Annotated in this window: 19 protein-coding genes and 1 riboswitch; of the genes, 5 read left to right on the forward strand and 14 right to left on the reverse strand. The window is 66.5% G+C overall.

Annotated elements, in window-relative coordinates:
- Window positions 1-24: 24 nt before the first annotated feature.
- The 9 genes from BLV49_RS06930 to BLV49_RS06970 all read right to left on the reverse strand — a co-directional run bounded on the left by BLV49_RS06930 (window position 25) and on the right by BLV49_RS06970 (window position 11136).
- The gene (locus tag BLV49_RS06930) at window positions 25-1395 is read right to left on the reverse strand and encodes an LLM class flavin-dependent oxidoreductase (protein WP_091181846.1); all 1371 of its coding nucleotides are present in this window, start codon (window positions 1393-1395) and stop codon (window positions 25-27) included.
- A complete protein-coding gene (locus BLV49_RS06935) occupies window positions 1392-2732 on the reverse strand; it encodes an MFS transporter (protein ID WP_091181849.1) in 1341 nt (446 codons plus the stop codon). The genes BLV49_RS06930 and BLV49_RS06935 overlap by 4 nt, the downstream gene beginning before the upstream one ends.
- A 30-nt stretch (window positions 2733-2762) precedes the next feature.
- A riboswitch (SAM riboswitch) is annotated at window positions 2763-2871 on the reverse strand.
- 77 nt (window positions 2872-2948) lie between these two features.
- Window positions 2949-3134 carry a hypothetical protein gene (locus BLV49_RS06940; protein ID WP_091181852.1) on the reverse strand — a complete coding sequence of 62 codons (186 nt, stop codon included), beginning with the start codon at window positions 3132-3134 and terminating at the stop codon, window positions 2949-2951.
- A gap of 12 nt (window positions 3135-3146) precedes the next feature.
- Window positions 3147-3278: a hypothetical protein gene (locus BLV49_RS06945; RefSeq protein ID WP_091181855.1), complete on the reverse strand. Its 132-nt coding sequence runs from the start codon at window positions 3276-3278 to the stop codon at window positions 3147-3149.
- 124 nt (window positions 3279-3402) lie between these two features.
- Window positions 3403-6519 (reverse strand): chondroitinase family polysaccharide lyase, encoded by a 3117-nt coding sequence (locus tag BLV49_RS06950; protein WP_091181858.1) that lies wholly within the window; start codon window positions 6517-6519, stop codon window positions 3403-3405.
- 68 nt (window positions 6520-6587) lie between these two features.
- Window positions 6588-7946, reverse strand: coding sequence for a sulfatase family protein (locus tag BLV49_RS06955; RefSeq protein WP_091181861.1), 1359 nt, complete (start codon window positions 7944-7946; stop codon window positions 6588-6590).
- A 1-nt stretch (window position 7947) separates the two neighbouring features.
- A complete protein-coding gene (locus BLV49_RS06960; protein ID WP_245723563.1) occupies window positions 7948-8868 on the reverse strand; it encodes a carbohydrate ABC transporter permease in 921 nt (306 codons plus the stop codon).
- 10 nt (window positions 8869-8878) lie between these two features.
- Window positions 8879-9847 (reverse strand): carbohydrate ABC transporter permease, encoded by a 969-nt coding sequence (locus BLV49_RS06965; protein ID WP_091181863.1) that lies wholly within the window; start codon window positions 9845-9847, stop codon window positions 8879-8881.
- Window positions 9844-11136: an ABC transporter substrate-binding protein gene (locus tag BLV49_RS06970; protein ID WP_091181866.1), complete on the reverse strand. Its 1293-nt coding sequence runs from the start codon at window positions 11134-11136 to the stop codon at window positions 9844-9846. The genes BLV49_RS06965 and BLV49_RS06970 overlap by 4 nt, the downstream gene beginning before the upstream one ends.
- Window positions 11137-11363: 227 nt before the next feature.
- On the opposite strand from BLV49_RS06970, the gene BLV49_RS06975 reads away from it, so the two are divergent.
- The 4 genes from BLV49_RS06975 to BLV49_RS06990 are packed head-to-tail and all read left to right on the forward strand — an operon-like array spanning window position 11364 to window position 16338.
- Window positions 11364-12485: a GntR family transcriptional regulator gene (locus BLV49_RS06975; protein ID WP_091181870.1), complete on the forward strand. Its 1122-nt coding sequence runs from the start codon at window positions 11364-11366 to the stop codon at window positions 12483-12485.
- Between the two features lie 18 nt (window positions 12486-12503).
- Window positions 12504-13508 carry a Gfo/Idh/MocA family protein gene (locus BLV49_RS06980; protein ID WP_091181873.1) on the forward strand — a complete coding sequence of 335 codons (1005 nt, stop codon included), beginning with the start codon at window positions 12504-12506 and terminating at the stop codon, window positions 13506-13508.
- Window positions 13505-14962, forward strand: a complete 1458-nt coding sequence (locus BLV49_RS06985; RefSeq protein WP_245723564.1) for a sulfatase family protein — start codon at window positions 13505-13507, stop codon at window positions 14960-14962. The genes BLV49_RS06980 and BLV49_RS06985 overlap by 4 nt, the downstream gene beginning before the upstream one ends.
- On the forward strand, window positions 14959-16338 hold the full coding sequence (locus tag BLV49_RS06990; protein ID WP_091181878.1) for a sulfatase family protein: 1380 nt from the start codon (window positions 14959-14961) through the stop codon (window positions 16336-16338). Before BLV49_RS06985 ends, BLV49_RS06990 begins: the two co-directional genes overlap by 4 nt.
- An 11-nt stretch (window positions 16339-16349) precedes the next feature.
- Here BLV49_RS06990 and BLV49_RS06995 read toward each other — a convergent pair whose 3' ends face one another.
- Complete coding sequence (locus tag BLV49_RS06995; RefSeq protein ID WP_091181881.1) at window positions 16350-17645, reverse strand: sulfatase family protein; 1296 nt, start codon at window positions 17643-17645, stop codon at window positions 16350-16352.
- Window positions 17646-17832: 187 nt separating this feature from the next.
- Window positions 17833-18006, reverse strand: coding sequence for a multidrug transporter (locus BLV49_RS16720; protein ID WP_143033989.1), 174 nt, complete (start codon window positions 18004-18006; stop codon window positions 17833-17835).
- A 148-nt stretch (window positions 18007-18154) separates the two neighbouring features.
- Here BLV49_RS16720 and BLV49_RS07000 point away from each other — a divergent pair, with 148 nt between their 5' ends.
- Entirely contained in the window at window positions 18155-18928 is a 774-nt protein-coding gene (locus BLV49_RS07000) for an HAD-IIB family hydrolase (protein ID WP_091181884.1), read from the forward strand.
- Window position 18929: 1 nt separating this feature from the next.
- Here BLV49_RS07000 and BLV49_RS07005 read toward each other — a convergent pair whose 3' ends face one another.
- The 3 genes from BLV49_RS07005 to BLV49_RS07015 are packed head-to-tail and all read right to left on the reverse strand — an operon-like array spanning window position 18930 to window position 20643.
- Window positions 18930-19526 carry a DNA-3-methyladenine glycosylase I gene (locus BLV49_RS07005; protein WP_091181887.1) on the reverse strand — a complete coding sequence of 199 codons (597 nt, stop codon included), beginning with the start codon at window positions 19524-19526 and terminating at the stop codon, window positions 18930-18932.
- Entirely contained in the window at window positions 19523-20152 is a 630-nt protein-coding gene (locus BLV49_RS07010) for a methylated-DNA--[protein]-cysteine S-methyltransferase (protein WP_091181890.1), read from the reverse strand. The genes BLV49_RS07005 and BLV49_RS07010 overlap by 4 nt, the downstream gene beginning before the upstream one ends.
- A complete protein-coding gene (locus tag BLV49_RS07015; protein ID WP_434061453.1) occupies window positions 20149-20643 on the reverse strand; it encodes an RNA polymerase sigma factor in 495 nt (164 codons plus the stop codon). Before BLV49_RS07015 ends, BLV49_RS07010 begins: the two co-directional genes overlap by 4 nt.
- Window positions 20644-20824: the final 181 nt, after the last annotated feature.

Here is a 20824-nt window from a genome sequence, read left to right on the forward strand (position 1 = left end):
CGGGTCCGGCGCAGGGCCTGGCGGCTAAACGCGCGCTTTGCGGAAGCTTGCTCCCCGGTGATCATCGGCGAGGCGCGGGCCCTTGCCGAGCACAGCCTCGCGGAACGTCGCGCCCTCGGCCGGCGTGGGCAGGAGGCCTCGACGCCTCAGCTCGGGTGAGACGAATCGGACGAAGTCCTCTTCGCCGCCTGGGCGAATGACGCTTGACAGGTTGAAACCGTCGACGTCCGCCTCGACCATCCAGCGCTCGAGTTCGTCGGCAACGGTCTGGGGTGACCCGACGATGACGGGGCCACGCCCGCCGATGCTGATGAACTTTGCCATAGCACGTATCGTCCACACGCGATCAGGGTCGAGTTTCGTAAACGTGGCCAATGCGGACTGGTGGGCCTCAGATTGCACGTGCTCGATGGGGCTATCAAGCTCAGCGCCTTCAAGGTCGACTCCGGTCCATCCGCCGAACAGCGCGAGCGCCGCCTCGGGGTCGACGTACTGCTGGTAGTCCTCGTATTTCGCCTGAGCAGCTTCGTCGGTCTCAGCGACGATCACCGTGGCCATGGTGAAAATCTTCACCGCGTCGGCGGAGCGGCCAGCGGCAACGAGATCACCCCGCACTTTGTCCACCCAGCCGCGAACGATCGACGTGGAGTAGCCGTTGAAGAAGATCGCCTCGGCGTGCTTCGCCGCGAAGGCGAGCCCGCGTGGTGACGCGCCGGCTTGGAACAGCAATGGTGTGCGCTGCGGGGACGGCTGAGCGAGGGCCGGGCCCGGCACAGTGAAGTATTCGCCCTCGTGGTCGATCTTGTGCACCTTGCTCGGGTCGACGAAGACGCCGCTCTCGCGGTCCGCGACGATCGCGTCGTCTTCGATCGAGGTCTCCCAGAGCTTGTACGCCACATCCATGTACTCGTCCGCACGGTCGTAGCGCTTGTCGTGAGGTTCCTGCCCGGCAAGCCCGAGGTTGCGCGCCGCGGAGTCCTGGTACGAGGTGACGATGTTCCAGCCGACGCGCCCGTTCGTGAAGTGGTCGAGCGTGCTGAACCGCCGCGCGAGCAGGTAGGGGTGCTCGTAGGTCGTCGACACGGTGACGCCGACGCCGATGTGCTTCGTCGACGCTGCCATGGCCGTGATGATGAGTGTGGGGTCGAGAATCGGGTACTGCACACCGCCTCGCATGGCGGCATCCGCATTACCGCCGTACACGTCGTACTGGCCGAGGATGTCCGCGAGGAAGATCCCCGTGAACCCGCCGTCCTCGAGCGTCTGGGCGAGCTCTGCCCAATACGCGAGTTCGGTGTATCGGCTGCTCTGGTCGTCAGGATGCCGCCACAGGCCGGGCGACTGGAAAGCCGGCACGAGCATCTCGAAGGCGTTGAGCATGATGGGCTTTGTCACGGTGCGACCTCGAATTCGTCATGGGCGTCGGAGTCTCGCAGGCGGTCGCCCACGGGGTCTTTGGCAGCGAGGGCTGCGATGAACGACAACACGGCGAGGCCGGAGATGTAGGCGCAGATCAGCCAGGGCGTGTTGTTGCCGGCCAGCAGCAGCGACGCGGCGATGACCGGCGTCAGGCCGCCGGAGAGGACGGTTCCGATCTGGCAGCCGAGCGACACTCCGGTGTAGCGGACGTGCACGGGGAACTGCTCGGCGAACCACGCGGCCTGCGGACCGTAGATCGCGTCGTGGAGGATGTTCATCCCGAGCAGCATGGCGATCGGGAGCAACGCGAGCGGCCCATTGTCGAGGAACCAGAAGAATGGCCAGATAAACAGGCCGATGCCTGCGATGGCCACGAGTGCGATATTGCGGCGCCCCCACTTGTCGGAGGCCCAGCCCCAGAGCGGACCGGACGCGAGCCCGACGGCAGACCCGATGAGCACGGCGGTGACACCAGAGGTTGTGTCGTCGCGGCGGGCGGCAAGATAGTTGATCAAGTAGATGGCGAGGATCGCGAAGAGCGCCGGCTGCGCGAGCCGAAGCCCGATCGTGACCAATAGCGCTCGCTTGTGGTAGCGCAGCACTTCCCACACGGGAGCCTTGGCAATGCGGTTCTCGACCTTGAGTTTGCGAAACGCCGGAGCGTCTTCGACGCCGAGCCGGATGTAGATGCCCACGACGACCAGCACGGCGCTCGCGAGGAAGGGTAGTCGCCAGCCAAACGCCTGAAATTGTTCGTCGGTCGTCAGCGCTTGCGCAACGGCGAATGATCCGGTCGCCAGAAGCATCCCAGCAGCTGAGCCGACTTGTGTAAAGCTGCCGAAGAAGCCGCGAAGTCGGCTGGGCGCGTGCTCCACTGACAGCAGCGCTGATCCGCCCCACTCCGCGCCGCACGCCAGACCCTGCAACAGCCGAAGTAGGACGAGACCGATCACCGCGAACACGCCGATCGTGGCGTAGTTAGGCAGCAGTCCGATAGCGGTGGATGCCGCGCCCATGGTGATGAGCGAAACCACGAGAAGTGACTTGCGCCCGATACGGTCGCCGAGGTGTCCCGCGATGATGCCGCCCGCCGGACGCGCGAGAAAGCCGACGGCGAACGTGGCGAAGGCGCCGAGCGTTCCAGCAACGTCTGAGCCGGCGGGAAAGAACTGTGTGTTGAAGATGAGCGCTGCGGCGGTGCCATAAAGGTAGAAGTCGTACCACTCGACTGTCGTGCCGACGAAGGCCGAGGTCAACACGCGCTTCTTGCCGTGAAGCGCGGACGGTGGAAGCTGAAGCTCTGCAATGGACATGTGATTTCCTCGTCGGGTGCTGTGCACCCCTAGCCGGACTTGCCCGCGCGAACGTACGGGCCGAATCGTTCCCTGGGCACCCCACTACAGCTCTGGGGGTTGCCGCCCAACCGATCAGGTGATGTTGGGACTCGTGATTCTGTGCACGAGGCTAGATGCGAGAGCGAAGATCTCTCAAGCATCCCCAGTCACATAGTGAAACATTGCCGTGTTCGGTCATGCGACGTCATCGCTGACATTGCCGAACTGCCAATGGATGACAAGGGGGACGCCGGCATCGCGCACGAGGTTGATGGCGGGGCAGCGTTTCTCAGACTCGCGAGCAAGATCATCAAGCGCCTCACGCGGTGCCGTCGCGAGGACGCGGAGCGTGAGTTCGTAGTCGTGGAAGTGTGGAGACACTTCAGCAGTGCCTCAGAAACCACGGACATCCATGTGGGCTTTGGAGCCGGTCTCGATGGCGTGCACGCTGATTCCGAGCTCGGAGGCGACCGTCTCGATCACGACCGCGATGCAGGCATTGACGGCACCGGCGACGAACTCCATGGGCGTCGGCGCGCTGTTGGTTCCCCCGACAGGGATGAGAAACCCATCGTGCGTTCGCTCCGAAGGAGGCCGGCGTGACGCCGCCGGACCGCGCGCGAGCGGTCCGGCGGCGCCGCGGCATCCGCTAGCCCCTCATGAGCGTGAGGTCGCGAGATGCCGCATGCTGGCACCGCACTTTCAGTGTCGTCGTGCCGCTCGAGGGATCAACCTCGACGTCGTCCGCGTCACACGACCACACCCCGTCGAGAGTGAGCGTGACCCACGAGGGCGCGCTGTCGTTGCGACGCCACGGGCGCGAGTAGCTCGTCATGCGTCCGGTGTACTGGCCCTTCGCATCGAACTGGTCGGCGTCATCGCCCTCGTACAAGTGCAGGTCCGGGTCGGTGACCGACAGTTCGAGCGCACGGTCGGTCGGGCGCTCCATGAGCAGGCATGGTGTGTCGGCGCCGGTGACGACGCCGGGAAGATCGTCGACTGGTTCGAAGCAGACGGATGCCGTGATTGCCGTGTCGCGATGGGCGATGACGTGCGCGGTGCCGTCCCGGCGGAGCACGGTGTACGGCGGCTCGTCCGTCGCCATCGCGGCGGCGAACGACTCGGCCTTCTTCGCCCCCGCCTGCACGAGGATCGCGTATTCGTACGCTTCCTTGTCCGGCGCCGCGCCGTGCGGGATGACCGCCGTCGCGAACGGCGCCGTGGCGGTCTTTGCCCCCGACTGGTCGGGAGCCGTCTGCTCGGCCGACAGTGTGCGGACCTTCTGGTCCTTTGCAAGGTAATAGCCGTTGCCGAGCGGATCGACGAGCACCTCGCCTTTCGCGAGGGTTCGCGTGGAGTCCTCGCCTGTGGCCGTTCCGTAGGCGATGCGCACTTGGTACAGCGTCGTCTCAGTGTTTCGGCCGCTGTCGCTGTTCGAGATGTCGCTGCCGAGCACGATGACGATGCCGTCGAAGCTGAATCGCGACAGCTTGGCCGTGTGGCTCGCATCGAAGAACGGATGTTCCATGAGGTGCATGCCGAAGACGCCGTGCTCGCCCTTCCAGGAGCCCGCGCCGGCGAAGGCCGAGCGCGTCAGCACCATCTGCTCGATCGTGCCCTCGAGATCGGCACGCAGCTCGGACCAGGGCAGGTGCTTCGTCGTCGCTCCCGGCATCCGGTTCCAGTCCCAGCCCGGCTGCTCGAATCCCCCTGCCGCGTGCGTGATCTGGCCCAGCGCGTCCGCGGATGCTTGGATCTCGACGGTCCCGTAGGTGAGGTAGCGGCCATACAGGTTCGCGCCGTCGTAGATTTCGGTCGACCACAGGTAGCGATTGTGGCCCCGGATGGTGACGAGCCACTCGTCTCGTCGGTGAAGCCCCGCCGCCGCGTAGCCGAGCTGCCGATGCCCTGTCGGAGCTGGTTCGGCAGTAATGCCCGCGTCCTTGAGCTTGGCCGCGAAATTCTTCTGCGCATTGCTAGGGTTCGCGGGCAGCAGTCGCAGGAAGGCGGCTCCGACCTCCGCATCGAATATTCCACTGTCGTCAGGTCCCGGAACGGCGGCGAGCTTCTGGAAGCTCGTGACGTTGAGCGCCGTGACGCCGGTCGGATGCCGCCCGGTGAGCGACAGCGGCCACTGCGTCGTGTTCGCGTGCAATCGCTGCGTGAGCAATCCGGCTCGAACAATGCGACGAGCGGCGGTACCGATATCAAAGGTCGTTCCGTGCAACAGGGCGAGCACGGGCACCATGCCGACGAACGCGTCCCGCGCGTAGTCGGGATAGGGACCCATGTGGTGGAAGATCGTGCCGTCGGGCTTGAACCCGCCTTCAAGCCCTGGTGAGTAGGTGAGGGCGCGATCGAGCCACCGGGTGAGGCCAGCGAGCACCGTCGCTTGCTCGGCGGCCGTCGGAGCCGTGAGTCCCACGATTGCGATTCCCTGCAGGAGCGTGTTGAGCACGTCGACCAGTCCGCCGTAGTGAGCGGCATCCGCGAAGTCCGGCACGAGACGGCCGAGGCCAAAGAACCATGCCAGGTTCGCTCGAGCCCGCTCCCACAGTCCCTTCTCCTCGAGAATCGGCTGTACAAGGAGGAGCGAGTTCGCGAATCCCCTGTACTGGTACCCGATGTGGTGGATCGTGCCCTGCGAACTGCCGGCCGCGAATCCTTGGTCCTCGAGATGCACGAGCATGCGCACGTACAGCTCAGACAAGTCTCCTGCCGTGCCGGCGCCCTGGTCACGCGCAGCACGGGCAGCCTGTGCGACGGTGAACATCGTGTCAGTGAACGCTCGCAGCTGGACGAGCGAGGCGAAGGTCGAGATGTCGGCGCGCAGCTCAGCCGGCCAGATCGCCGACTGGTAGCCGTTGATGAACGAGCCAGGCTCCTTCGGTGCACCCGCGCCGTCGCGCGCCGGCACGCCGAGCGCCTCGACGGAGTCCGTCAGAGTGGCCAGGGCATCGGCCGTCACTTTCGGCCTTCCCGCAAGGGCTGCCGTGAGCCGCTCTCGCACGACCGCCAGGTCGTCGCTGGCCGGGGCGGGCTCGAGCGGATGAGACTCGAGGTTGGCGCGGAACTCGCGCAGGGCGAGCCAATGGTAGTTGTCGGCGTCCGCGATCTCCGGCTGCACGTTCGGCACCTGGTCGTCAGGCGTGGGATGGTCGGGTCGCATGGGAGTGTTCAGGATGACCTGGTCGATGAACAGCTCGCCGGTGCGCTGGGGAGCGATGAACCGCACGCGGTTCATCGCCGTGTGCGGTGTTCCCTCCGTGTCGTAGCCCAGGCGAACCCAGCAGGTCCGCCAGCCGGTGAAGTCGAGGCCAAAATCGAACCAGCAGTCGGCGTTCGCGCCGCGCCCGAATTCCACCCGGAGTGGCTCCGAACTCGGCTTCGCGTTGTAGACCCAGAAGCTGAAGGTGCCGACGGTACCCATCCAGGCCTGGTCGTCTCCCGCGGTGTACCCACTCGCGCGGTAGTGAACCTTCTCCTTGATCGTCAGAACCGCACCGGGTGCGTGCACCCAATGCAGACTATGTGCTCCGACCTTCGCTCGCGCACCCGAGATCTCAAGCGTTGACCCCTTGCCCGTGTCAAACTGCTTTGGCACCCTGCTCTCGAGTAGGAAGATCGGTGGCGTCAGCTTCTCGGCGCGACGCTCGATGTCGGTGAGCTTCTCTGCCGCCTCGGCGGCGGACGCGCCGGTCGGCAGCACGAGAGCGCCGCCAGTGATCAGACCCGTGGTAAGCACACCCCGTCTGGTGAACTCCATCAGTACCTCCTTGTGACTGTGACAGGTAGCTCATCGGACGGTGACGGAAGGATTCAAGAGGGATTGCCTCAGTACGGGACGGCGAAGATCTCGTCCCGAATCGACGCGTCGATGCTTCGGGGGAGGACGAGCCGCTTGAGGAACGTGCGGTCATCAGAGTCCCGGCACCAGGCGAGCAGGCGGTGGCGCATCTGCTCGAGAATGTCGTCGAAGCGCGACTCGACGGCGAGGTTGCGCTGTTCTCCGGGATCGGTCGAGAGGTCGTGCAGCTGCTCGCGATGGCGGCCCCAGCTGTACACCGTGTACTTGTAGCGGCCTGCGTACAGGGCACGGCCGTGCGTCAAAGGCGGTCTCGGTCGTTCGAAGAGCGTCTCGACGACCACGGTCCGGTCAGCGTCCTCGGCATCTGAGGCGAGGTCGAGCATCCGACCGCTCAGCCCATCCGGAACGACGGCTCGCGCAGCGGCCGCCACCGTCGGCAGCAGGTCGAGGCTTGCGGAGGCGAGCCCGGTGCGGCGCCCCGGCGTGACGCCGGGACCAGCGACGATCAGTGGAACGCGAGTGCATTCCTCGAACAGAGCCGTCTTCTGGTTCCACTGATGAGCGGCGTCGCCATCGCCATGATCACTGGTGAACATGATGAGCGTCGACTCGGTGAGGCCACTCCGGTCGAGTGTGTCAAGCATACGTCCGAGGTAGGCGTCTGCCCGCTCCACGAGCTGCCGGTAGGCATGCCGATAGGTGCGCCAGTCCTGCGGGGTGTACTCGCGTGTGCCGTACACGTTCTGCGCCGCGTGCTTCTCGAAGCGCACGGCTTCCGCCTCGAAAGGCGCGGGTTGGAAGTTGGCGGGCAGCGGCGGCGCCTGACGCACGTCCACCGCACTGACGTCGCCGTATGGCATCGGCTGCCCGCGCGCGAACTCGCAGATCGTGTGCGGATCGTCGAACGATGCACACAGGAAGAAGGGCTGCTTCTCGCCGTTTCTCTCGCCGAGCCATGCGGCGCACGCCTCGGCGAGGCCCGCGTCGCCGAACGGCCGGATCACATCGAATCCGGCGTCCGGCGGCGCGCTCGCCTGGGTGGCATGCCACTTCCCGGCATACGCGGTGGTGTAGCCGGCGTCGCGCAGCACATGTCCGAGACTGTCGGTCCTGGCACCGGGCTCATCCTCGAAGCTGCGGGAGCTCGGCGCGTTGCCTGCGATGCCGATCTCGTGCGGCATCCGACCCGTGAGCATGCTCGCGCGGGACGGCACGCAAAGCGGGAAGCTCACGTACGCGCGATCGAAGACGGCGCCGTTCGCGGCGAGCCGGTCGAGATTCGGGGTGTCGACGAAGTCCGCGTCACGATCGAGGACGTGGGCGCCGAGCTGGTCCGCCATGACCAGGAGGATGTTCGGCCGCTCCCGGCCATTGACGGATGCCACGCTACTTGCCCATGCCGAGAGTCAGGCCCTCCGTGAGACGCCGCCCGAGCCACAGATAGATCACGAGCATGGGAATCACGACGATGCACAGGCCCGCGAACAGGCCGCCCCAGTCCGCGCCTGAGTACGTCTGCTGCTGAATGAACGAAATGAGCGCGACGGGCAGCGTGTACTTCTCGGTCGACTGCAGAAGGGTCAGCGCGAGGAGAGTCTCGTTCCAGTGGGCGATGACTTGCAGTACGAACGCCGTCACGATGCCGCCCTTGGCAAGGGGCAGGGTGATGCGCCAGAACGTTCCGAATGCCGTTGTCCCATCAAGCGCCGCCGCCTCCTCCATCTCGAGGGGGAGCGAGCGGAAGAACGCCGTGAGCAGGAACACAGTGAACGGCATCGAGACGCCGACGTAGACAATGTTGAGACCGATGAGGCTGTCGGTCAGGTAGACCTCGTTGAGCATCACGAACAACGGGATCAGGATCACTTGTGCCGGGATGCCGAGCCCGAGCACGAAGTACATCGTGAGCGAGCGGGTGAGTCGGTTGTCGACGCGGCTGAGATAGTAGGCCGCTGGTGCCGCGATGGCCACAGTAATCACCGACGAGACGGTCGTGGTGACGACGCTGTTGAGGGTGGCGGTGGCGAAGTCACCCACGGTCCACGCGGTGACGAAGTTGGAGAAGTCGAGTGAGCTCGGCATTCCCCACGGATCGCTGAGGATCGAGCGGGTGTCGCGGAAGGCCTGGATGACCATCCACACCATCCAGCCGATGTTGAGGGCGACGAACAGCCACAGCAGCACGAGTCCGATGCCGCGGAAGACGCTGCGGTCTCGGCTGATGGCGGCGCGCCTTCTGGGCCGCCGAGGGCGCTTGCTCGGCGGCGCCACAGCGACAGCGGTCGGCGTCAGCTCTGTCATGGTCATTGTGTTGCTCCTAGAACTCGACGGCGTCACGCTTGAGAGCGCGGCGCAGCAGGACGACGAGGACGGATACCAGCGCGAGGGAGAGTACAGCGGAGGCCGTAGCCGCACCGTATGCGGGGATCGATTCGCCTGAGAAGGCCGTGACGTACGTGTAGACGGCGGTGGTCCACGTCTGAGTCGGCGGCATCCCCTGTCCCGTCGACCCGCCGAAGACCCAAATGATCTCGAAGATCTTCACGGAAGAGATTGTCCAGAGCACAGCGCAGGTGCCGAAGACGTCCCACGTGAGGGGAAGGATGACGTAGCGAAGGCGCTGCCAGGCATTCGCACCGGCGAGTGCACAGTCCTCATAGTAGTACGGGGGAATCCGGTCGACGCCGGCCATGAGGATGGTCGTGAAATACCCCGTGGTGATCCACGTCATCATCACCATGATGAGCGGGAACATGTTCTGGTGCGAGAGCCAGGCGGGCGGATCCGTCACGCCCAGACCACCGAGGAGGGTGTTGACGAGCCCTCCAGGGTTGAAGATGAAGCCGGCGAGGACGCCGAAGATCATCGCGTTCACCAGATGCGGGAAGAAGATCACCGAGCGGGCGATCTTGCGGCCGACCATGTCACGCAGGACGAGGGTGAGGCCGAACGCGATGACGAAGATCGCGATACCGACCACGAACAGCAGGAGCAGCGTGTTTACGAACGACTGCATGAACAGCTTGTCCGAGAACAGGCGCACGTAGTTCTTGAGCCCCACGAACTCCATGGGTCCCGCGCCCGCCCACTTGTTGAAGCTGATCCAGACCGCGTAGAGCGCTGGCACGACGAACAGGATCGTGTAGAAGAGAAAGGCGGGTCCCACGAAGGGGACGAAGAGCTTCTTGCGCCCTCGGTCGATGGCGTTGCCGCCGGTTCGGGCTCCCAAGGGGGAGGACGAACCGGCGGCGCGCCTGGCTCCGATGACGCGAGCCGTCTCGGTCATGAATTCTGCTTCCAGTAGTCGATCTGTCCGGCCTTCATCTCGTCGATGAACTTCTCCGGTGTAATGGTGCCGAGGACGAGCTTGTCGAGCTCCGGCCACAGCAGCTTCTCGGTGTAACCGGGGAAAGTGATGCCGTCGTTTTGCTGGTAGAACTCGTCGGCATTGTCGAGTGCGGCCTTGACCGTGCTCATTTCATCGCTAACCGCGGCGTCCTGGCGGATCGGGATGATCTTGGCCTCTGTGCCGAGGTCGTCCTGGTACGTCTTGCCGAGGAAGAAAGCCGCGAGCTTCTGAGCGTTCTCTGAGTTGTGCGCTTTAGCGGGAACGGCGAACCCGACGAAGTCGGCGCGCTGGGCCATAGGGCCTCCGTCGACCTGCGGGAACGGGAACGACGAGTATTCGAAGCCGTCGGCGGCGTACGGGCCTGTCTCGGTCGGGATCCATGTTCCGTTGAACATGAGCGCGGCCTTGTTGTCGGCCCACGCTTGCTGCTGCGCGGGCCATTTGCTCGCGTTGTACCCGTCGATGAAATAGTCGCCGGTCGCGAGCTGGCTGACCATCTTCGCGGCCGTGAGCGCATCGGCGGACTCCCAGGCCGCGCCCGATTCGTCTGCGGCCATCTTCTTCAGTGAGCCGGGACCATCGAGGCGCATCATGAGCGTCGTGTACCAGTAGGCGTTGTAGCCCGAGACGTCGCCGTCGATGCCGATTGGTGTCTCTCCCTTCGCCTGCAGCTCGTCGAGGGTGTCGATGAACTCATCCCACGTCGCGGGAGCCTTTTCGACAAGCTCCGGATGCTCCGCCGCATTGAACCACACGGCGTCGCTTGTGAGCGAGTAGGGCAGCATCCAGGGGGCGTCGGCGCCCTCGAGGGTCAGCTCGCCCGCCTTGAGGTAGGCGCTCGGGATGAGATCCGACACCTTCTTACCGTCGACTTCTGCGTCGTACGCTTTCGTCAGCGGTGCCGCCTGATTCGTCTCAGCAAGGATCGGAGCGAGCTTCGCGAACGAGCCGTCAATCAGGTCCGGCGTCTTGTTCGTGTTGAGTGTAGGGACGACCTTCTTCACGTTGTCGCGACCCTGCCACTGAACGTTGACCGTGATTCCGGTCTCATCTTCGAAGTCGGCAATCGCGGCAGCGACGACCTTCTGCTGGGCTTCTCCCTCCTTCCACATCGACCAGTAGGTCAATGAATCGCTTGCGCCGCTGCTCTGCGATGCGCAGCCGCTCGCCGTGACCGCGAGAGCGCCGCTCAAGAGCAGGGCGGAGAGAACTCGGATCTTCGCCATTGGTTCACCTTTCACGTTGCAGAGCCGGCGTCCTCGCCGCTCATGTTCGCTCGACTCTCACAAGTCGCGAGGAGAGTATTCAATGGGTAATTGAAAGAAAATCCACCAGGAATCGTCAAATCTTCCGTCTTTCCTCCTGATCGCCGCGGGATCGTCATTGCATTAGGTCTTTATTCCTCTCTTATTCGTCGTCAGAATCAGAGGAGTACACCGAGAGGGGACCGCGGATGCCGAAGACGCGAGCCGCCGCCATTCGCGACGCCGACGTGCGCGGGCTGAAATTTGAAGCTCTCGCCGACGAACTGCGTCGGGGCATCATCGCTGGCACGTGGACGGCGGGACAGAAGCTCCCGACCGAGCAGCAGCTGTCCGCCGACACAGGGCTCTCCCTCACAACGGTTCGGCGGGCCTTCGACGAGCTCGTCATGCAGGGCTACGTGATTCGTCGGCAGGGCGCCGGCAGCTTCGTCGCCTCGCGCGCCGCCCGCGAGGAGCGTGTGCGCAAGCGTGTCGGCGTACTGCTCCCGGACACGCAGTTGTACTACCCGCGTGTGCTCCAGGGCATCGAGGAGTCTCTGTCGGCCGTCGGAGCATCGCTCCAGTTGGCGACATACCGCTACGATCCCGACCGAGAAGACCGCAGCATCGAGTTCCTGCTTGACGCCGGCGTCGATGGGATGCTGCTCGTACCCACCCTGACCGGCATCCACGATGCGGCAGCGCGCGCCCAGAGCCTCATGGAGCTCCCGGTGCCGGTCGTGCTCCTCGAACGCAGCCTCATCGACTCGGGCGCCGGAGACCGCACCGAGCACGTCTGCTCCGACCACCAGGGCGGCGCATACGATGCCGTGCGGCACCTGCGCGCCCTTGGTCATGAGCGCATCGCTCTGCTCACGCGCGATCGCACGCCGACCGCACCGGCCGTCGTTCTCGGCTACCGCCGGGCCATCGCAGATTTCGGTCTCCCCGCGGAGCTCGAGTTCGCCCTGCGGAAGGAGGAGTGGGAGGCGGATGCTGCAGATGCAGCGTTCCGCGCCGTCCGCGACTTCGAAGCGACGGCAGCCCTCGTCTTCGGTGACCGCGAAGCCACGCTCCTCGAACGCGCCGTGCGCCGTGCGGGGCTCGCGGTGCCCGACGACATCGCCCTCGTCTCATACGACGACGAGACCGCTGATCTCGCCGAGGTCCCGCTAACTGCGGTCTCGCCGCCCAAGTACCGCATCGGCCGAATGGCCGCCGACGTGCTCGTCCGGCGACTCGTCGAGGGCGACGACTGCCCGCTTCATCAAATCAGACTTCGCCCGCGAATCGTTGTCCGACGCTCGTGCGGCGCGATCCGCGAGGCCTGACTACTGCAAAGGAGAGCAATGCGAATTGGACTCATCGGAGCCGGTGCTGTCGCCGACTTCCACGTCGCGGCTGCACGCGCCATCGACGGAGCGTCAATCACCGCGGTGTGTGACATTGACGAGAAGGCGGCCGAGCGGGCGGCCGCAACGGCGCCGAGAGCAACGGCGTTCACGGACTATCGAGCCATGTATGCCAGCGGGCTGATAGACGGTGTCGTCGTCAACACGCCGCACGCTCTTCACCTGCCGATGGTGACGGAGGCCGCTCGGGCCGGTCTGCACGTGCTCGTCGAGAAGCCGATGGCCACGACGCTCGAGGACTGCGACGCGATGATGGCCGCCTGTGTTGAAGCGGATGTGGCGCTCGCCGTGGGCCACATACAGCACTTCATGCCTGACAAGCTCGCCGCACGCGATCTCATCGAGACCGCAGAGCTCGGTGACGTGGTCCTGATTCGGGACTATCGCAGCACCGACTATCGGCCCGGCTCACGGTCAGGATGGTTCTTCTCCCCCCAGATGGCAGGCGGAGGCGCTCTCATCAACATTGGCGGACACTGCCTCGACCGCAGCCTCTGGTTTGGCGGGGGGCGAGCCGTCGAGGTGTTCGCCTCGACAGTGAACCGCTTTGACTCGGCCGTCGAGACGGACGGGAACATCGCCATGCGTCTCGACAACGGGGTGGGCGTCTCGATCAGCGTCATATCGGACCCTCCGCTGCGGGCCGACAGTCTCCTCGTCGTGTGCGAGCGCGGCGTGATCGTCGCCGATCCTCGCGCCGGAACAAGCGTGCAGGTGGATGGAAAGCGGCGAGTCGTGCGCGAGCCCCGCCCCGATGACATCCAGAGTGCGTTCACCGCGCAGATGGCGGACTTCGTCGCCGTCGCGAACGGCGCCGAGCCGGCTGTCCCGCTTGAGCATGCGCGCCACGTCGTGGAACTCGTTCTCGCCAGCTACCGCGCAGCCGAAATCGGCGGAGCGGTGCAGCTGGAGGGGGCCGCGGTCGGTGCGGCAGAGCGGTGACCGCTGCGATGGGCCAGCGGCATCCGAACATCATCGTCATCCTCAGCGACGACCAGGGCCCGTGGGCGCTCGGCTGCGCCGGCAACCCCGAGATCCGCACTCCGAACCTCGACGCGCTCGCCGAGTGCGGAACGCGCTTGAGCCGCTTCTTCTGCGTCTCGCCTGTCTGCTCACCCGCTCGAGCAAGCCTGCTCACGGGGCAGATCCCGTCCCGGCACGGCGTTCACGACTACCTCGACGGTCCGCACGCGGGACCGGACAGCGTCGACTACCTCGGCAGTATCCCCACCTTCACTGACGCGCTCGCCGACGCCGGCTACCGCCTGGGACTCTCGGGAAAGTGGCATCTGGGTGCGAGTGACCGACCACGTCGCGGTTTCTCGCATTGGTTCGCGTTGCACGGCGGCGGCAGCCCCTACGATCATGCGACGATGTACCGCGATACGGAGCCCGTCGAGATCGACGGTTATCTGACGGACGTGTTCGCGGAGGACGCGATCGGCTTCGTTGAGACGGCGGCCGGCGGTGACGAACCGTTCTTTCTCGCCCTGAACTTCACGGCGCCGCACAAGCCATTCGCGGGGCAGCATCCGCTCGGGTACACCGAGCTGTACCGTGACTGCGCCTTCGAGTCGTGCCCGCAGGAACCCGCGCATCCGTGGCAGCCGACGGTGGATGGCGTCCCGATTGGCGGCGAACCCGACGCGCGGGAGGCCCTCATCGGCTACTTCGCGGCCGTGACGGCGATGGATGCCGCGATCGGCCGCGTCCTCGACGCCGTCAACCAGCAGGGCATCGCCCGTGACACCCTCGTGGTCTTCGCGAGCGACAACGGCTTCAACTGCGGTCACCACGGCATCTGGGGAAAGGGCAACGGCACGTTCCCGCAGAACATGTACGACGAGTCGGTCATGGTGCCGTTCATCGTCGCCCGGCCGGGCCAGATTCGGGAGGGCGTTGTCGTGGACGACCTGCTCTCGGGCTACGACCTCGCCGCAACCTTGCTCGAGCTCGCCGGGCTCGACCCCGCGCCGTTTGAGACGGGGCCGGGTCAGAGCTTCGCCCCGCTGCTGCAGGGCGAGCCGCAGCCTGGCCGGGCCGTCGTGGTGCACGACGAGTATGGCCCCGTGCGCATGATCCGCACGGGCGATCGCAAGTACGTGCACCGGCATCCCTTCGGCCCGCACGAGTTGTACGACCTGCAGAACGATCCTGGCGAGCGGGTCAACCGGATCGACGACCCCGCCTGGGCGGCGGAGCTGTCGAGCCTGCGCGCGCGCCTCGACGACTGGTTCCAGCGGCACGCCGATCCGCTGGCAGACGGCGCACGGCTGCCCGTCGTCGGTGCGGGCCAGGTCGCTCCGCTCGGCGACGACCCGCTCGGCCCGTTCACGCCGCCGAACTGGGACGGCACGCCCGCGAAGGCCTCGAAAACGAAAGGCGACTGCCGATGACGCGCGCGCCGAACATCCTGCTCATCGTGTCGGACGACCACGGTTACGCGGATCGGTCCGCGCTCGGCACGCCCGGCGTGGCCACACCGCACCTCGACGCGCTCGCCGGGAGCGGCACGACGTTCACAAACGCGTACGTGACCGCGCCGATCTGCTCTCCCTCCCGCGCCGCGATGATCACCGGTCAGTACCAGCAGCGCTGGGGCGCGACCTGGTTCGACAGCTCCGACATCGGCGAGGCACCCACCATTGCCGAGCGATTGCGTGACGCCGGCTACTCCACCGGATACTTCGGCAAGGTCCACTACGGGTCCGAGTCCCCCGGGGACCGCGGCACTCCGCCATGCCACGGCTTCGACGAGTCGTTCTACGGGCTCGCCGGCCAGTCGATGGGTCGCCTGCACTATTTGCGGCACTCGGCGGCTGCTGTCGACGAGTACGGTGAGGCGTCGATCGCGATGGCGGTGCAGCCGCTGTGGGCGGGTGAGGAACCGGTCGAGGTCGATTCGTTCCTCACCGATGAGATCGCCGAGCGCGCCGACGACTTCATCACCCGGCATCAGGACGAGCCGTTCTTCGCGATGGTCGCGTTCAACGCCGTGCACAACTTCTGCTGGCAGCTGCCCGACGACGAGCGCGAGAAGCGCGGGCTTCCCGCCTTCGAGGACTGGCATCCCGGCGCCGCCGACTACCTCGACTGGTACGACGGCGCGATCAGCCCGAACCTGCCCGACGGCCGCGGCTACTACCTTGCGCAGCTCGAGCTCATGGACACGCAGATCGGGCGGCTGCTCGGGCGACTCGAAACGCTCGGCATCGCGGACGACACGATCGTCGTGTACCTCACCGACAACGGCGGGTCCACGTGCAATTACGGCGACAACGGCAAGCTGCGTGGCACGAAGTACACGCTGTGGGAGGGCGGCATCCGGGTGCCGTACCTCATGCGCTGGCCCGGCGTGACCGATCCCGGCACGACGAGCAATGCTCTCGTCAGCTCTCTCGATCTCGCGATGACGTTCCTGCGCGCGGCCGGGCAGGATTCCGACCCGGACCTCGACGGGAGAGATCTGGCGGATGCCGCGCAGGGCGGCGCCGGGCACGGAGAGCTGCACTGGGACTGCGGCTGGCAGTGGGCGGTGCGCGACGGAAGGTGGAAGCTCAGTTGGGTCGACGCCGATGCGGAGACGGCGCGGTACGTTCGCGAGGTCGAGCACACCGAACCGGGCGCGGGCCTCGCCCTCTGGGATCTCGACGGTGACGTCGGCGAGACGAAGAACCTCGCCGAGCGGCATCCCGACGTCGTGGAGCGACTGTCGCGGGTACATGATGCGTGGCGGGAACGGGTCGGACTCGCGGAGCAGCCGCGCGGCTGAGTCCCGGGGGCTCAGCCGCCGACGTGGGCACGCAGCGGGCCGGTGCCGGGCCACGGGTCGTTCTCGGCGTCGAGCCGCGCGAGCAGCCGGTGTGCGAGCTCACGCATCGCGGGAGTGTCCGGCTCGTCACAGAGCTCGAAGGGATCGGCCGACAGGTCGAAGCCCGAGAGGACGAGGTTGTCGTCGGGCTCCCACGACGCGATGAGCTTGCGCGTGCGCGTGCGCAGTCCGCGCACATCGGCGGGATCGCTCGCCGATGGCGCCCGGTAGTACGTCGCGGCCGGGTCCACGGAGGGTTCCGCCTCGCCGCGGAGAACAGGGGAGCGATCGGCGCCCCGCATGGACACCGGGATCCGCGTCTCGAGACCCGCGAAGCCGAGAATCGTCGGAGCGAAATCGAGCGACGTGACCATCTCTGTCGATGTGTGCGCCGGGATGATGCCCGGGCAGCGGACGATGAGCGGAATCCGCATGGACTCCTCGAACGGCACGTTCTTGAAGAGCTCGTCGTGGCTGCCGAGCTGCATGCCGTGGTCGGAAGTGAACAGGACGATCGTGTCGGCCGCGATCCTCGTGGCGTCGAGGGCGGCGATGAGACGACCGACCTGGTCGTCGACTCCCGTGACAGCGCTGAAATAGTCGCGGGCGATGACCGCGGCCTTGCTCGCGACGGCACTGCCGTGCGGAACGTTGTCGCGCGTCAGCAGCTCGCGCTCCGACAAGCCGTCGTAGCGGTGACGGTAGCGCTCCGGAACCGCTTCGAACGGCTGGTGGGGAGGATTGAGCGAGACCATCAGGGCGAACGGCAGGTCGCCGGCCGCCTGGGCGCTGATCTGCTCGATTGCGACATCCACTTCGTGTTCCGCCGACCACGCGTCCACATCCGTGCGTTCGCTGCTGGCGGCATCCTGAACCCAGTAATGCGGCTGGAGGTGCTTATCGGCGGCACCGTACGAGTGCCAGTCGTCGAACCCGAAGCGGCGGTCGACGGGGGAGTACGCGTCCCACACCTTGCCGTCGTCGCGCCGGCCTTCTCCATGAATCTCATCGTCGGGGGTCGGCGGCTCAAGATGCCACTTGCCGATGTAGCCCGTACGGTAGCCGTTCTCTCGGAGGACGCTGGCCCAGGTCGGCATTCCGTCCCGTAAACCCACCCCCAGTTCCGCGCTCTCCGAGTTGACGTTGAGCGGGACGCCGTTCTCGTGAGGAAGGCCGCTCGTGAGGAACATGGCCCGATGTGGGCTGCACACCGGATAGTTGCTCACCGCGTTGGGGACGTGCGCTCCTTCCGCGGCTAACCGATCCAACTAGGGAGTGGCCACGGGATCCGTCCCGACGGCGCCAACCGCCATGGCTCGGAACTGGTCGGACATGATCACGAGGATGTTGGGATGGGCGCTCACGCTGCTCCTTGACGGTTCACTGCCACTCAGTCAAGCCGTCCGTCAGCAGAGGATTCAACGGGTATTCGGCAACGGAGTCCCCGCGCCGGCGCTACTCCTCGTCTGCCTCGCCGGGACGCACGGCCGCCGTGTCCGCGATGTCGATGCGCGTGGTGCCGTCCTCGGTCTTCGAGACCTCGATGCGCGGGGCGGCGTCCTCTTCCGTCGCGTTCGGCGCTGTCGTGAGCTGGTCGTGTCGCTTCTCTTCGGGTGTCATGTCAGCCATGGTGCGACCGTAGACCGCTCGCCTCGCGATTTCCACGGGTTGCGCCGTTGCGGAAGGACCGCTTGCGGCAGGCGGTCGCGGGTGTGCGGTAGCCTGCAGTCGCGGCGGATGCGCCGCCGCTCGGTTCCAGACCACGGGGGAGTTCACCATGTCCGACGGCCCGTCGACGCCGCTGCTCGTCGCCTTCGACCTCGACGACACGCTCGCGGCATCCAAGAGCCCGATGTCACCGGAGATGGCGGAGCGCCTGCGGCGACTGCTGGACGCGGCTGAGGTCGCGGTGATCTCGGGCGGGCAGTTCGCGCAGTTCCAGGCGCAGCTCGTCGACCGGCTCGGCGACACGACGCCGCAGCTCCTCGAACGGCTTCACCTGCTGCCCACGTGCGGCACGCAGTACTTCCGCTTCCGTGACGCCGAGTGGCACCGCGTGTACGCGCAGGAGCTCAGCGACGAGCAGAAAAGCGCCGCTCTCGCGGCCCTCGAATCCTCGGCGCGGGGACTCGGGCTGTGGGAGGAGCGGACGTGGGGTCCGATCCTCGAGGACCGCGGCAGCCAGATCACCTTCTCGGCGCTGGGGCAGAGCGCGCCCGTCGACGCGAAGGTCGCCTGGGACCCGGACGGCTCGAAGCGGCTGCGCTTGCGCGACGCCGTCGCGGCGACGCTACCCGACCTCGAAGTGCGCGCGGGCGGCACGACGTCGATCGACATCACGCGCCCCGGCATCGACAAGGCGTACGGCATGCGGCAGCTCGCCGAGCAGAGCGGCATCCGCCTTGATGACATGCTGTTCGTCGGCGACCGGCTCGACGAGCACGGCAACGACTACCCCGTGAAGCAGCTCGGGGTGCGCTGCATCGAGGTCACCGGCCCCGACGACACGCTCGGCGTGATCGACGGCGTGCTCTCCGGCGTGCTCGCCTGACTCAGGCGGGCCACACGCCGGAGCTGCCGCGCCGGTGACTGCCCACCAGGTGCGTGTCGATGATGCCGACCGCCTCCATGAGCGCGTGCATCGTCGTCGGGCCGACGAAGGTGAAGCCCGCTTTGCGCAGGGCCTTCGACAGCGCGATCGACTCGGACGAGGTCGTGGGGATCTCGGCGAGCGTGCGCGGCGCGGGCGTCTGTTCCGGTTGGAACGACCAGACGAAGTCGACGAGGCCGCCGTTGTCACGCAGCGTGATCGTCGCGTTCGCGTTCGTGATCGCGGCACGGATCTTCGCGCGGTTGCGCACGATGGCGGCATCCGTCATGAGTCTCTCGACGTCGGCGTCGGTGAACGCCGCGACCGCCTCGGGCTCGAAGTCAGCGAATGCCTGCCGGAACGCGGGCCGCTTGCGCAGGATCGTCGCCCACGACAGTCCCGATTGGAACGCCTCGAGGCTCAGCCGTTCGAACAGGCCGCGCTCGTCGCGCACGGGCATGCCCCACTCGGTGTCGTAGTACTCGCGCAGCAGGGGGTCGGTGGCCGCCCACGCCGGTCGGGCGAGGCCGTCGTCTCCCGTGATGAGGGCGTCGCTCATGCGGCGTTCTCCAATCTGAGCAGCGTCGTCTTCGCGTCGGCGCCGCCGACGTACCCGCCGAGCGTACCGTCGGTGCGCAGCACCCGGTGGCACGGAACCACGACCGGCAGCGGATTCGTCGCGCACGCCGTGCCGACCGCGCGCACCGCCCGCGGATTGCCGACGCGCTCGGCGACCTGCTTGTACGAGGCCGTGCTGCCGTAGCCGATGTGCGGCAGCTCGCGCTGCACGAGCTGCCGGAACCCGCGCGAGAGGGCGTAGTCGAGGGGCAGGTCGAAGCCCGTGCGGGTGCCCGCGAAGTACTCGTCCATCTCGTGCGCGGCGGAGTCAAGGCGCTTCGGCGCGCGCAGCACGCGCGGGCTCAGCTTCGCGGCGAGCGCATCGAGAACCGCATCGAACCCTTCCCGCTCGTACGCGACGCGCACGAGGCCGGTGGGCGTCGCGGCGAGCAGCAGCGGACCGACGGGAGTGTCGATCGTCGTGTAGGCGACATCGAGCAGGCCTTCCGCCGCCGCGCGGTCCGCGAGCCGCGCGCGCAGAGCATCGAGGTGTGCCGCCGACGGGTCGGCCGCGGACGCGAACCGCTCACTCAGCTCGATGCAGGCGATATCCGTCTCTCTGTTCATGCTTGCTCTCCTTCCGTCTCGCTGAGCAGGCCGCGCAGCGACTTCACCCCGTCGGACGCCGCGCGTCGTGCCGCCTCGGCGCTCCCGCCGACGAGCCCCGCGACCTCCGCATACGGCAGACCGCCGAGGTAGTGGTAAGCGACGCACATTCGCTGCTTCTCGGGCAGCGCTCCCACTGCCTGCCACAGCTCCGGGTCGCCTGCGCCGGGGATGCCGAGCGTGCTCGGTCGCTCCGGCAGCTCATCGACGGTGATCGGATGCCGCTGACGCGCCCGCGTGACATCGATCGCCTTCCGGTGGGCGATCGTCACCAGCCACGCCTCGACGTTCGCGTCCTCCGGCAGCCGTGGATAGGCGCGCATCGCCGCGAGGAACGTCTCGGACCAGGCGTCGTCGGCATCGGCGTGCGGACCGAGCACCCCGCGGCACACGCGCAGCACCAGGGTCGCGTTCTGCGACACGATCTGCTCGAACGGTTTCTTCATGGTCATCACTGGGGAGACGGACGGGGATGGTGAAACGTGAGGTCGGAACCTCGTTCAAGTCTGGACCGTTCAGCGCAGCGGCGCGGGCATCTCGTCGGACTCAGCATCGCTTCTTCGCCGTTGAATCTCGTTCCCCTGTCTCGAAGTGCGGCTGGGAATCGGTTGCCGAGAGCACTTCGCGACAGGG

The sequence above is a fragment of the Paramicrobacterium humi genome (assembly GCF_900105715.1).
Lineage (GTDB): Bacteria > Actinomycetota > Actinomycetes > Actinomycetales > Microbacteriaceae > Paramicrobacterium > Paramicrobacterium humi.

What these genes read in the sequence shown, in the direction of transcription:
- BLV49_RS06935 (WP_091181849.1), bottom strand. Translation starts at nt 2,732, where the DNA reads ATGTCCATTGCAGAGCTTCAGCTTCCACCGTCCGCGCTTCACGGCAAG.
- BLV49_RS06945 (WP_091181855.1), bottom strand. Translation starts at nt 3,278, where the DNA reads ATGGAGTTCGTCGCCGGTGCCGTCAATGCCTGCATCGCGGTCGTGATC.
- BLV49_RS06950 (WP_091181858.1), bottom strand. Translation starts at nt 6,519, where the DNA reads ATGGAGTTCACCAGACGGGGTGTGCTTACCACGGGTCTGATCACTGGC.
- BLV49_RS06960 (WP_245723563.1), bottom strand. Translation starts at nt 8,868, where the DNA reads ATGACCATGACAGAGCTGACGCCGACCGCTGTCGCTGTGGCGCCGCCG.
- BLV49_RS06965 (WP_091181863.1), bottom strand. Translation starts at nt 9,847, where the DNA reads ATGACCGAGACGGCTCGCGTCATCGGAGCCAGGCGCGCCGCCGGTTCG.
- BLV49_RS06970 (WP_091181866.1), bottom strand. Translation starts at nt 11,136, where the DNA reads ATGGCGAAGATCCGAGTTCTCTCCGCCCTGCTCTTGAGCGGCGCTCTC.
- BLV49_RS06975 (WP_091181870.1), top strand. Translation starts at nt 11,364, where the DNA reads ATGCCGAAGACGCGAGCCGCCGCCATTCGCGACGCCGACGTGCGCGGG.
- BLV49_RS06980 (WP_091181873.1), top strand. Translation starts at nt 12,504, where the DNA reads ATGCGAATTGGACTCATCGGAGCCGGTGCTGTCGCCGACTTCCACGTC.
- BLV49_RS06990 (WP_091181878.1), top strand. Translation starts at nt 14,959, where the DNA reads ATGACGCGCGCGCCGAACATCCTGCTCATCGTGTCGGACGACCACGGT.
- BLV49_RS16720 (WP_143033989.1), bottom strand. Translation starts at nt 18,006, where the DNA reads ATGGCTGACATGACACCCGAAGAGAAGCGACACGACCAGCTCACGACA.
- BLV49_RS07000 (WP_091181884.1), top strand. Translation starts at nt 18,155, where the DNA reads ATGTCCGACGGCCCGTCGACGCCGCTGCTCGTCGCCTTCGACCTCGAC.
- BLV49_RS07005 (WP_091181887.1), bottom strand. Translation starts at nt 19,526, where the DNA reads ATGAGCGACGCCCTCATCACGGGAGACGACGGCCTCGCCCGACCGGCG.
- BLV49_RS07010 (WP_091181890.1), bottom strand. Translation starts at nt 20,152, where the DNA reads ATGAACAGAGAGACGGATATCGCCTGCATCGAGCTGAGTGAGCGGTTC.
- BLV49_RS07015 (WP_434061453.1), bottom strand. Translation starts at nt 20,643, where the DNA reads ATGACCATGAAGAAACCGTTCGAGCAGATCGTGTCGCAGAACGCGACC.